Source organism: Kitasatospora sp. NPDC004531, assembly GCF_053602195.1.
In genome coordinates, this window is sequence record NZ_JBSGDD010000137.1 from 1 (window position 1) to 12,068 (window position 12,068).

The 12,068-nt window shown below is 75.0% G+C and carries 7 protein-coding genes; 2 read left to right on the forward strand and 5 right to left on the reverse strand.

The window, feature by feature from the left end; translation table 11 throughout:
- Window positions 1–311 precede the first annotated feature (311 nt).
- Both psbW and malQ read right to left on the reverse strand, forming a co-directional pair.
- A complete protein-coding gene (gene psbW / locus ACWEMJ_RS31970) occupies window positions 312–530 on the reverse strand; it encodes a photosystem II reaction center protein PsbW (RefSeq protein WP_452140634.1) in 219 nt (72 codons plus the stop codon).
- Between the two features lie 21 nt (window positions 531–551).
- Complete coding sequence (malQ, locus tag ACWEMJ_RS31975) at window positions 552–2,675, reverse strand: 4-alpha-glucanotransferase (RefSeq protein WP_452140639.1); 2,124 nt, start codon at window positions 2,673–2,675, stop codon at window positions 552–554.
- Between the two features lie 344 nt (window positions 2,676–3,019).
- Here malQ and ACWEMJ_RS31980 point away from each other — a divergent pair, with 344 nt between their 5' ends.
- The gene (locus ACWEMJ_RS31980) at window positions 3,020–6,832 is read left to right on the forward strand and encodes a beta-N-acetylglucosaminidase domain-containing protein (protein ID WP_452140635.1); all 3,813 of its coding nucleotides are present in this window, start codon (window positions 3,020–3,022) and stop codon (window positions 6,830–6,832) included.
- Window positions 6,833–6,923: 91 nt separating this feature from the next.
- On the opposite strand, the gene ACWEMJ_RS31985 is transcribed toward ACWEMJ_RS31980, so the two are convergent.
- Window positions 6,924–7,541 carry an HNH endonuclease gene (locus ACWEMJ_RS31985; RefSeq protein WP_083647247.1) on the reverse strand — a complete coding sequence of 206 codons (618 nt, stop codon included), beginning with the start codon at window positions 7,539–7,541 and terminating at the stop codon, window positions 6,924–6,926.
- 309 nt (window positions 7,542–7,850) lie between these two features.
- Here ACWEMJ_RS31985 and ACWEMJ_RS31990 point away from each other — a divergent pair, with 309 nt between their 5' ends.
- Window positions 7,851–8,915, forward strand: coding sequence for a mechanosensitive ion channel family protein (locus ACWEMJ_RS31990; RefSeq protein WP_452140636.1), 1,065 nt, complete (start codon window positions 7,851–7,853; stop codon window positions 8,913–8,915).
- Between the two features lie 66 nt (window positions 8,916–8,981).
- Here ACWEMJ_RS31990 and ACWEMJ_RS31995 read toward each other — a convergent pair whose 3' ends face one another.
- Complete coding sequence (locus ACWEMJ_RS31995) at window positions 8,982–11,615, reverse strand: SdrD B-like domain-containing protein (protein WP_452140637.1); 2,634 nt, start codon at window positions 11,613–11,615, stop codon at window positions 8,982–8,984.
- Window positions 11,616–11,830: 215 nt separating this feature from the next.
- Window positions 11,831–12,068 (reverse strand): LPXTG cell wall anchor domain-containing protein (locus ACWEMJ_RS32000; protein ID WP_452140638.1); only part of this gene is annotated, 238 nt, incomplete at its 5' end.

Here is a 12,068-nt window from a genome sequence, read left to right on the forward strand (position 1 = left end):
CGCGCACGCCCCCCAGGCCAGACAGAACACGCTGTGCCGCAGCGGCACCCGCGCCGTCTGGTTCAACCACGCCAACGACCCCAGCACGAACGGCACCCACCAGCAGATGGGAAGGGGGCGAAGGTGCGGCTCCGCCCACCCGTCGGCCGCGGGGGCGGGGTGACGGAGGGGGCGGTTGCGCGGCCGGTCGTCGGAAGGCTCTCCGGCGGGTGGCGGCGACAGGTGGGGCTGGGGATGGCGAATGCCGGGGCGGCCAGTGGTGGGTGGCCGTCCCGGCAGGGGGTGTCAGGGTCCGGGGGGACCCGGAGGGGTTACTTCTTGCGGCCCGGGATCATGCAGAGGCCCGCGATCACCAGGAAGGAGACGATCGGGAGGGCGACGAACAGGCCCAGGGTCTCGCCGACGCTCAGGCCGGTGCCCGGGTCGTCGCCGTCGTCGCGTACGAGCGCCATGGCGGGCGACGACATCAGCATCATCAGCGTGGCCGCCGCGGTGACCGCACCGGCGCGCATTGCGTTCCTCTTGTCCACGTTTCCCAAGGTACCGGCCCCCTACAGCGGTTCGCTCGGCGGGGTGCGCCTGTCGGCGTGTCCGGGTGTCGGGACGCCGAGCGGGGCGAGTGCGGAGGTGATGGCGGCGGTGCCGGGGGCGGTGGCGAGGGCGTCGAGGGTGCGGGGGGTTCCGGTGGTGTCGGCGACGGGGAGCCGCCAGTTGGGGTACTGGTCCCAGGTGCCGGGGAGGTTCTGCGGGCGGGGGTCGCCGACGGTGTCGGGCAGCCAGACGCCGACGAGGCGGGCGGGGGTGGCGAGCAGGTAGGCGTAGAGCGCCTCGGGGGTGACGGGCGCGCCGTCGGCGAGCAGGCCGAGGCGGGCGAGTTCGCGTTGCCAGTCGGCGAGTTCGGCGGCGGCGGCGTCCTGTTCCTCCGCCAAGGGGCGGGCCAGCAGGCCGAGTTGGTGGCGCAGCGCGACGTGGTCGCCGGTGAGGCGGGCGGCGGTGCTGGGCAGGTCGTGGGTGGTGAGGGTGGCGAGGCAGCCGGCCCGCCAGCGTTCGGGCGGCAGGACGGCGCCGCCGGCCTGCCAGTCGCGTTCGAACCAGAGCACGGAGGTGCCGAGCACGCCGTGTTCGGCGAGGCGTTCGCGGACGCCGGGTTCGACGGTGCCGAGGTCCTCGCCGATGACGGCGGCGCCGGCCCGGTGGGCTTCCAGGGCGAGGACGGCGAGCATCGCCTCGGCGTCGTAGCGGACGTAGGTGCCCTCGGTGGGGCGGGCGCCGACCGGTACCCACCAGAGCCGGAACAGGCCCATCACGTGGTCGATCCGGATCGCGCCGGCGTGCCGGGCGGCGGCCCGCAGCAGTTCGGCGTAGGGCGCGTAGCCGGCTTCGGCGAGGGCGTCGGGGCGCCAGGGCGGCAGTCCCCAGTCCTGGCCGTGGGCGTTGAAGGCGTCGGGCGGGGCGCCGGTGGAGATGCCGGTGGCGAGGACGTCCTGCAGGGCCCAGGCGTCGGCGCCGTCGGGGTGGACGCCGACGGCGAGGTCGTGGATCAGGCCGAGCGGCATCCCGGCGTCGGTGGCGGCGCGCTGGGCGGCCCGCAGTTGTTCGTCGACCAGCCAGGCCAGCCAGCGGTGGAACTCGATCCGCTCCGTCAACGCGGTCTTCTCGGCGGCGACTTGGGGGTTGGACGGGTGCCGCAGGCCCTTCGGCCAGGAGTGCCAGGCGGCGCCGTGCACCTCCGCCAGCGCGTTCCACACCGCGTACCGCTCCAGCCACTGGCCCTCGCGGCGGACGAAGGCCCGGTACGCGGCCTCCCGTCCGACGCCGCGCGGCACGGTGTGCAGCAGTTCCAGCGCCTGCCGCTTGAGCGTCCAGACCGCGTCGCGGTCGATCAGCCCGTCATGCTCCAGCACCTCTTCGCGCAGCAGCCGGGCGCGGCGGGCCAGGTCGCGGACCTCGTCGTGGCGGGTGTACTCGGGGATCGCCTCGATCCGCAGGTGCACCGGGTCGGCGAAGCGGCGGGAGGACGGGCGGTACGGGGACGGGTCGGAGGGCGCGCCGGGCATGCCCGCGTGCAGCGGGTTGATCTGCAGGAAGGACGCGCCGAGTTCGGCGCCCGCCCACTGGGCGAGTTCGGCGAGGTCGGCGAGGTCGCCCATGCCCCAGGAGTGCTCGCCGAGCACCGAGTACAGCTGGGCGAGGAAGCCCCAGCCGCGCTGCGCGGGTTCGGGGAGGCGGGGCGGGGCGACGATCAGTGCGGCGCGGCCCTGCCGTTCGCCCGCCGTGGCGTGCAGGGTGTGCCGGCCGAGCGGGACGTCCTCCGGCAGCCACCAGGAGTGGTCGTGGGCCAACTCCCAGGCGCCGCCGTCCTCCAGTTCCACCCGCACCTCGGCGTCGGCCGGCAGGTCGAGGGCGGTGCGGCGGCCCTGCCAGGCGACCAGGGTGGGCGGCAGCAGTCGGCGGGCCTGTTCGGCGCGGTGCTGTTCCAGTGCGGCGGCGGCCAGTTCGGGTGTTCCCGCGTCCACGCCGAGGGCGGCGAGCACGGCGGCGAGGGTGCGGGGACCGACCTGGACCTCTCCGGCGCCGGCGTCGTAGCCGGTGTCCACCCCGTACGCGTGGGCCAGTGCCAGCAGTTCGGGCGGCGCGGGCGGATTGTCCTCCGCCGGCACCTGCTCGGCCCCCATCTGCTCACGGTCAAGGTATGCGGCCACCCAGCGCACTCCGTCCTCGGACTCCCGAACGCAACAGGCACAGTCCTACCCGCGCCGCCGGTCTCCGACCCCGATCGACACGTCGGCCCGGCCGCCCCGGACGGGTGAACGTGCGCGGCGGGTGTCGTCCCGTCATCGCCCCGGTGGCGGCGGGGTGTTCGGCCGCGCCGGGAATACCAGCCGATAACGGACATAGCCACCAGGGGCGTTGACAGGGACGCGGAGAGCTGATGGGCTGGTCGGGCCGAGTGGCCGCGGGGGGCCGGGGCAGGCCGCGGGGGGCCGGTGAGCTGGGCGTTTCGGGCGAGGAGGCTCCGGTGCAGGCGCGGGTGTCGGTGGCGGCCGGACGTCGGCTGCGGCAGCAGTTGGAGCAGAGCGCGGCATTGCGCGAAGTGCTGTACCACCCGGCGGCGTTGACGGCGCGTCAGGTCGCGGCGCGGACGGCCCGGCAGTTGGCGCCGCGGGCCGCCGACCGGTTCATCGCGGACCTCAAGGGCACCGATCCGCTGCTGGCCTCGGTGCGTGCCGAGCGGCGGGCGGGGCGGCGCGGCAGCGCCCTGCGGCTGGCGGCGACGCTGTCGGCGGTGGCCGTGGTCGGCGGGCTGCTGATCCCGGCGGAGAGTTTCGCGGCGCAGCCCGGCGACCGGCCGGCGGTGTCGGCGGAGGCGGACGTCCCGGCCGCGGCGGAGGCGCCGCTGCCGCTGGGTTCGCTGGCCGATCCGCAGGTGTTCCCGCGCCCGCAGCAGTTGCGGCCGGGCGGCCGCCCGGTGGCGGTGCCCGAGCAGGTGACGGTGGTGATGGCGGACGGCGCGGACGGGGCCGCGGTGGACGCGGTGCGCGCGCTGCTGACCCGGGCCGGCGCGTCCGACGTGGTGATCGCCCCGGAGGCCCCGCAGTCGCCGGCGGCCGGGTCGCTGCTGGTGTTCGTCGGCGGCCCGCGCGAGGGCGCGGGCGGGCCGACCGACCGGGCGCTGCGCGGCCTGGCCGCGGCGGCGGGGCTGAAGGACACCGAGGTGCCCGGCCTGGCGGGCCTGCCGTCCGGCGGCCACCTGCTGGCGACCGGGCAGCTGCCGACCGCGGGCGGCGCGTACGGCGCGGTGGTGCTGGCGGGCGTGGACGGCGAGGGCACGTTCTACGCGGCGCAGTCGCTGGCGCAGCTGCTGGCGCCGATCGGCACGGGGCAGGGGCAGGGGCCGGCGGGCGACGGCAAGGGCTTCCCGGGCGTGCTGGTGCGGGACTGGCCGACCGGCGCGGCGGTGCGCGGCACCGCCGAGTCGTTCTACGGGGAGCCGTGGAGCGCGGCGCAGCGGCTGGCGGCGGTCGACTTCCTGGGCCGCACCAAGCAGAACTTCTTCCTGTACGCGCCGGGTGGCGACCCGTACCGTTCGCGGCGCTGGGCCGAGCCGTACCCGGCCGAGCAGGCCCGGGAGTTGACGGAGCTGGCGGGCCGGGCGCGGGACAACCACGTGACGCTGGCGTACTCGGTGAACCCGGGGCAGTCGTTCTGCTTCTCCTCCGGCAAGGACCTGGACGCGCTGATCGCGAAGCTCGACGGGCTGCGTCAACTGGGCGTGCGGGCCTTCCAGTTGGACTTCGTGAACGTCTCCTACGACGAGTGGCACTGCGGCGCGGACCGCCGCAAGCTCGGCACCGGCCCGGCGGCGGCGGCGAAGGCGCAGGCCGCGGTGGTGGCGGCGGTGCAGAAGCGGCTGATCGCGCCGCACCCGGAGCTGGCGCCGCTGTCGGTGGTGCCGACGGAGTACCAGAAGCAGGGGGCGACGCCGTACCGGTCGGCGCTGGCGGCGGCGCTGCCGCCCGGGGTGCAGGTGGTGTGGAGCGGCGGCGCGGTCATCGCCAAGCAGGTCACCGGTGCCCAACTCGACGAGACGGCACGGCTGTTCGGCCGTCCGCTGGTGACGCTGGACAACTATCCGGTGAACGACTCGGCGCCGGACCGGCTGTTCCTGGGCGGCTACGGCGGCCGGGACGCGGAGGTGGCGCAGCGTTCGGCGGTGCTGCTGACCTCGGCGATGAGCCAGCCGGTGGCGTCCCGGATCCCGCTGGCCACGGCCGCCGACTTCGCCTGGCAGCCGGCCGGGTACCAGTCGGAGAAGTCGCTGTCGTCGGCGCTGCGGCTGCTGACGGCGGGCCCGGCGCAGCAGGCCGCGGTGGCGGCGCTGGCGGGGAACAGCGCGTCCTCGCCGCTGGGCGGCAAGGAGTCGACGTACCTGGCGCCGTTGATGGAGCGGTTCTGGGCGGCGGCGGAGCCGGCCTCGGGCGCGCCGGTCGACCAGGCGAAGCTGCGGGAGGCGACGCAGCCGCTGCGGGAGGCGTTCGCGGTGATGGCGGACGCCCCGAAGACGCTGGCGGGCGACCCGCTGGCGGCGGACGCCGCGCCGTGGCTGTCGCGGCTGGCGGCGTACGGCGCGGCGGGCCGGGCGGCGCTGGACATGCTGGCCGCGCAGCACGCGGGCGACGGCACGGCGGCCTGGCAGGCCCGGCTGGAGCTGGGCCGGCAGCGCTCGGCGCTGGAGCAGAACCCGGTGACGGTCGGCAAGGGCGTGCTGGACCCGTTCCTGGACCGGGCGGTGAAGGCCGCCGACACCTGGGCGGGCATCACCGCCGGGGCCTCCCCCACCACCACCATGGGCACCGCGCACGACCACGGCCCGGCGCTGATGGCGGACGGCTCCGCGCAGACCTTCTACTGGTCGGCGGCGCCGCCGCAGGTCGGCGACAGCTTCGGCCTGGACCTGGGCACCCCGAAGCCGCTGGGCACCGTGAGGGTGCTGATGGGCGGCGACGGCGACACCCCGGACGCGGTGTCGGCGGGCGACGACTACCTGCGCGACGGGGTGCTGGAGTACTTCAGCGGCTCGGGCGGCTGGCAGAAGCTGGCGACGGTGCACGAGCAGCGCACGGTGGTCGCGAACGCCCCGGCGGGCGCGGTCGCGCAGGCGGTGCGGCTGCGCGCCACCGGCGGGCAGAAGACCGCGGTCGCGGTGCGCGAGTTCACCGCGGGCGCGCCGGGTGCGGTGAACGTCGAGGTGAGCGGGCCGCCCGCGGTGCCGGGTTCCTCGCCGGACGCGGTGCTGTCGGGCGACCCGGACTCGGCGTTCCGGGCGGCGGCCCCGCCCCGGCCGGGCGACGCCCCGCTGACCGTCGAGCTGGGCGCGGCCCGCCCGCTGGACCGGCTGACCGTCCTGACCGACCCGATGGTGCGCGCCGAGGCGACCGCGCAGGTCCGCCGCCCGGACGGCAGCTGGGCCGACCTCGGGCAGGTCCGCCCCGGCTACAACGAGCTGCGCGCCGACGGCGGCCAGGTGGACGCGTTCCGTCTGGTGTGGCGTCCGGGCGGCGAGGCCCCGGTGGTCAACCAGGTGATCCCGTGGTACTCGGACGTCCCGGCGGCCCGGGTGACGCCGGACGACCCGACACTGGACGTGGTGGCGGGCGCCGCCCCCGCGCAGACCCGGGTGACCGTGGAGTCCGGCCGTCCGGACGCGCTGACCGGCGAGCTGAAGGCCGAGGTCCCGGCGGTCGCCAAGGGCCTGACGGTGGCCCCGGCGCCGACGGTGACGGTGCCGCGCGGCGGCCGGGCGAGCGCCCCGGTGCAGGTGTCGGCGGCCGCCGACACCCCGTCGGGCACCTACCGGGTGCCGGTGGTGTTCACGGCGGGCGGCCTGACCGTCCGCCAGGAGCTCCAGGTGCACGTGGTCCCGCCGACCGGCGGGCCGGACCTGGCGCGTTCCGCGGCCGCGTCCTCCTCGGGCGACGACAGCGGGAAGACCCCGGCGGCGGCGATCGCCGACGGCGACCCGAAGACGCTCTGGAAGGCCCCCGCGAAGGACGACGCCTGGGTGCAGCTGCGGCTGCCGCAGAGCGCCCGGCTGGGTGCGGCGGTGCTGCGCTGGGGCGAAGGGTACGCCTCCCGGTACCGGCTGGAGACCTCGGCCGACGGCGTGACGTGGACCACGGTGGCGCTGGTGGAGAACGGGCAGGGCGGCACCGAGACCGTCCGCTTCGACGCCCCGGACGCGCAGTTCCTGCGGGTGCAGGGCGTCGGCCGGGCCGGCCGCTACGGGTACGCGCTGTCCGCCGTCGAGCTGTACGCGGTGCAGGCCCCCTGACGCACGGCGGGCCGCCGACGCTCCCGCTGCGGGGGTGCGCCGGCGGCCCATGAGGCGTACCGAATGTCGTGTCGGGCAGGCCCTTGTCTGATCAGGCGGAGAGCGGAGCGTGCTGCTCGCCGCGGCGGACGGGACGGGTGCGGACCGGGGACGGGACTGCGGGCGGCAGCTCCGTATGGTCGTGGTGTTCGAAGTCCCGGAACTGGTCGAGGCCGCCGTACGGCTCCAGGTAGGGCCGCCAGCGCGGGTCCTTGATCCCGGTGCCGATGACCCGCCAGGCCAGGCCGCTGGGCGCGGCCGGGGGGCGCTTCATCCGCCAGCCGAGGTCGGCGAGGTGCCGGTCGGCCTTGGTGTGGTTGCAGCGGCGGCAGGCCGCCACCACGTTGTCCCACCGGTGCTGACCGCCCCGGCTGCGCGGGATCACGTGGTCGACACTGGTGGCGGCGGCCCCGCAGTACACGCACCGCCCGTGGTCGCGCGCGAACAGCGCGCGCCGGGTGAGCGGCACGGGGCCTCGGTAGGGAACCCGAACGAAACGGGTCAGTTTGACGACGGACGGCGCCGGTACGGCGCTGGTGGCGCTGTGCAGAGTGGTTCCCGCGTCCTCCAGGGCGATCGCCTTGTGGTTGAGGACCAGGATGAGTGCGCGTCGCATCGAGACGACACCGAGTGGCTCGTACGACGCGTTGAGGACAAGGACATGCGGCACGGGGCCTCCTTGGACGCCTGCGGCGCGTGGCTCGCGCCGAGTCGAGCGGGCGATCGTGCCCCCTGCGGGACGCGATCTCCCTCAGTGTCGCCTTACGCCCTCGTACGACGCCACCATTTCTCCGTGAACGGGCCGCCCGCACGCGGTGGATCTTGTGTGGCCGCCCATAGGCGGTATGCCCAGCTCGGGGCCCGTCTGCACCCACCGTGGTCGGGGCGGCGCGGACGGTGGCCGGAACCGGTCTGACGGCCCGTCCGGGCGGGTGAACGGGGGCGGTGGGGCGCAAAGGGCAGGCCCTAGCATGGGGCGATGCTCGCCGATTCTCCTGACGCCACGACGCCGACCTTCAACCTGCCCACCAGCGCCGCCGACGTGACCGACTCCACCCGGCAGGCGGCCGGCTGGCTCGACGACAACTGGCAGGGCTGGCTGATCGACGGGCTGCGGATCGTGTTCATCCTGCTGCTCGCGCTGATACTGCGGGCGGTGGTCCGCAAGGTCATCGACAAGCTGGTGGCCCGGATGGGCCGCCCCTCCGAGCCGGAGAACGACCACGGCGTGCTGGGCGGGCTGCTGGCCAACAGCGGTGTCGTCAACACCGAGCGCCGCCAGCAGCGTTCCGAGGCGATCGGCTCGGTGCTGCGTTCGGTGGCGTCGTTCAGCATCCTCGGCACCGCCTCGCTGATGGCGCTGTCGGTGCTCGGGGTGGACCTCACGCCGCTGCTGGCCTCCGCCGGTGTGGCCGGTGTGGCGATCGGTTTCGGCGCGCGGAACCTGGTCACCGACTTCCTCTCCGGCGTCTTCATGATCATGGAGGACCAGTACGGCGTCGGCGACGAGATCGACACCGGCGTCGCCACCGGCACCGTGCTGGAGGTCGGCCTGCGGGTCACCAAGCTGCGCGGCGCCGGCGGCGAGATCTGGTACATCCGCAACGGCGAGGTCAAGCGGATCGCCAACATGTCCCAGGGCTGGGGCACCGCCACGGTGGACGTCCAGGTCGGCTACAAGGAGGACCTGGAGCGGATCGAACTGCTGGTCACCGAGGCCGCCGAGCAGCTCTCCAAGGAAGCCCCCTACGACGAGCTGATCTGGGGCCGGGTGAAGGTGCTGGGCGTCGAATCGGTCGCCGTCGACTCGATGGAGGTGCGGATCGAGGCCCGCTGCACGCCCGGCAAGGCCGCGCAGGTCTCCCGCGCGCTGCGGCTGCGCATCAAGGCCGCGTTCGACCTGGCCGGCGTGAAGCTCAAGGAGGAGGCGCCCGCCGCCGTCCCCGCCCAGGCCGCCGCCCCCGAGATCCTGCCGCCGTCCGCGCTCGCCGACCCGAGCTCGGCGCGGTCGCTGGCCGCCAAGCCGATACCGACCCAGCCGTAACGCGCCGCCGACCACCCGAAGGGGCCCCGGGAGTTCGCACTCCCGGGGCCCCTTGCCGTCGCGGCGTCAGTGGGCGCGGCGCCGGCGGACGGCGAGCAGCAGGCCGGCGCCGGCGAGCAGCAGGGCCGCTCCGCCGAGCACGGCGTACCGCAGGGTGGTGTCGTCGGCGCCGGTGTAGGCCAGGCTGCCGCCCGACGACCGCTCCTGGGTCGGGGCGGGCTGCGAGGGCTGCGAGGGCGCGGGCGTGGGGTCCGCCGTGGGCGTCGGGGCCGGGGTGCTCGGGGACGGCGGGAGCAGCTCGTTGACGGCGGTGGTGGTGACGCCGTCCTCCAGGTGGTCGTCGTCGAGGACGACGGGGCCCAGGACCGGCTCTTCCGGAGCCCGGTAGCCCTTGGGCGGGCTGACCTCCTGCCAGTAGTAGGCGCCCGTCTCGGCACTGGCGCGGCAGGTGCCGTCGTCGCCGGTGGTGCACGGGTCGCCGACCTTGGTGTCGGCGTCCTGCTGCAACCCGTCGGCGCCGTTCGCTTCGCGCCACAGCTGGAAGACCGCGCCCGGCAGCGCCTTGCCGTCCTGGTCGTGCTTGACCAGGCGCAGTTCGCCCTGCTGCCGGCCGAAGCCGAAGTCGAGGCCGTGGTCGTTCCGGCCGGGTCCGCCCGTGGTGAGCGCCAGTTCGGCCCCGGTGATGGGCGTCCAGTGGTACAGCGGGCCGCCCTTGGCGTAGTCGGCGGGGTTGTCCGGACGGACGGTGTAGGCGGTGTTGGGCTTCAGGCCGCCGGCGACGTTGCTGTTGTCGAAGTAGTACTCGCCGCGGGCGTTCGTGGTGGTGGTGCCGACCTTCTTGCCGTCCGCGTCGTACAGGTTGACGGTCGCGCCCACCACCGGCTTCTGCTGCGGGAGTTGCTGCCCGGAGCGCTCGGGGTCGTACCAGAGCCGGTTGCCGATCTGCAGCGGGGCGCGGTCGCAGAGCACTTCGAGGTCGCCGATCGAGGTGCCCTTGCCGAAGGTGGGGTGCGCCCGGTCGTTGAGGCGCAGGCCCGCACCGGGGTCGACGCCGCCGTCGCGCAGGGTGAACATCGGGCCGTAACCGTAGGTGCTGTTGTCCGGGTCGACGCCGGCGGTGGCGATGGACGGCTCCACCTTGGACAGCGCCAGGCCCGCGTACGCCGCGTACGGGTGGTAGACCGTGACGCGGTGGACGTCGAAGAACTTGCTGCCGCGCGTGTCGATGCCGCAGCCCTGGTTGACGTCCAGCACGTACCTGCCGCCGGACGCGCAGGCCTTGTTGAGGTCGCCGCTCGCCCAGACCCGGGCGGTCAGGTTGCCGGCGGAGATGCGGTCGGCCAGCCGGTCGCGGAAGGCCAGCAGCATGGAGCCGTCGGTCTCGAAGCCGATCTCGCCGAGCTGCGGTTCGGGCTGGGCGAAGGCCTGCCCCTCGCAGCGCGCGCCGTCGGTGCCGGTGGGCCAGGCGTCGGTCCACGGGGACCAGCCGGCGCCCTGGCAGAGCGGGTCCGCGTTCCACGAGGACTGGACGGTCTGCAGGCGGGGGTGGTCGAGCGGCTGGTCGAGGACGGCGGCGCCGAACGTGCCGGTGGCCGGGTCGAAGGGCAGCACGATCGCCCGCAGGTCGCCGGCCTTCCGGGTGGACTGGCCGGAGCAGACGCCGCCGAGGTAGCCGGTGCCGTCCTGCATGCCGAGGCCGAACGGCCGCCAGTCGGAGGCCGCCGGGCAGTTCGGGGTCGGGATGCCGTAGACGGCCTTGGGCTTCTCCGCCGTCCTCGCGGTGGCGTCGTAGCGGTACAGCTTGCGGTCGTGGAGGTTGACCACGAACAGGTCGCGGCCGTCCTCGGAGAGCTTGATCCCGCCGAGGCTCTCCTTGCCGGGGGCCGCGAGGAATCCGGCGTCGTCGCCGCCGTGTCCGGTCGAACCGGCGTCCGGGACGGTGGTGAACAGCCCGGTGGTCTTCGTCTCCGGGTCGGTGACGTAGATCGCGCCGGGCCCGTCCGGGCCGTACGGGGAGCCGGCCTTGGCGAACGCGGCGCCGAACAGCCGCCGGTCGTCGCGGTTCCAGGCCAGGCCGAAGACCGTGCCGGTCTGCGGGGCGGTGGCCAGGTCGGTGGTCTGCCCGGCCCCGCCGTTGGACGTGCGGGCGCGGTACGGGAAGCTCACCAGGGTGCGTCCGCCCGCCGGCTCCAGGGAGTCCGGCTGGCAGGCGGTGGCCAGCGGGGCGTTCTGCTGGCAGTAGTCGGACGGGTTCCACAGGCCGGTGGTGACGCTGGCCTGCTTGCCCGCCGAGAGGTCGACGAACTCCAGGCTGCTGCTCAGCGCGTTCGGGGCGCCCAGGCCGTCGCGGGAGGCGAACGCCGGGTACAGCACGCCGGGTTGAGGATTGACCACCTCGACGCGGTACCTGCCACTGGCGGTCGGCTTGGCGGGCGCCAGCGTCACCGTGCCGTCGGCGGCCGTGACGCCGGTGCGCACCGCACCGTCCTCACCGGTCAGCGTGACGGTGACCCCGGCCAGGCCCGGGTTCAATGCCGGGCTGTACGTCCCACTCTCGTCCACCGCGCGGACCACCCGCACCGTCACCGACCCGTCCGCCGTCGCTGCGGGCGCGGACACCGCCGGACCCGTGGCCAGCCCGGCCGCCAGCAGAGCGGCCAGCGCGGCGGGCCGCCGGAGCCGCTGTCTCGTGGGTTGCACGTCTCTCCTTCGTTCCGGCGCGCCCCTCCCCCAGGAGGGGCGCGCTCCGACGGAGGCTAGCGGGTCACGGAGGCGACTTGGAAGCGATGATTCCGTTTTCACCCCATAGGACAACAGCACGACTGCGTAACGGAGATGACGATCCTTCAGTCATCCGGGATCGCGACAGGGGCCCCGGACTGCTTCCGGGGCCCCTGTCCGCTTTTGACTGTGCGTCAGTGGGTGCGACGCCTGCGGGCGGCGAGGAGCAGGCCGGTGCCGGCGAGGAGCAGGATCGCTCCGCCGATCACGGCGTACCGCAGGGTGGTTTCGTCGGCGCCGGTGTAGGCCAGGCTGCCGCCCGACGACTGCTCCTGGGTCGGGGCGGGCGTCGGGGCCGGGGCCGGGGTGGTGGGGGGCGGGGGGATCAGCTTGTTGACGGCTTGGGCTCGAACGGGTGGGTTTTCGGTCCGC

Bases quoted from the DNA above. Each gene is read 5' to 3' on its own strand.
- malQ (WP_452140639.1), bottom strand. From the start codon at position 2,675: ATGGGGGCCGAGCAGGTGCCGGCGGAGGACAATCCGCCCGCGCCGCCC.
- ACWEMJ_RS31990 (WP_452140636.1), top strand. From the start codon at position 7,851: ATGCTCGCCGATTCTCCTGACGCCACGACGCCGACCTTCAACCTGCCC.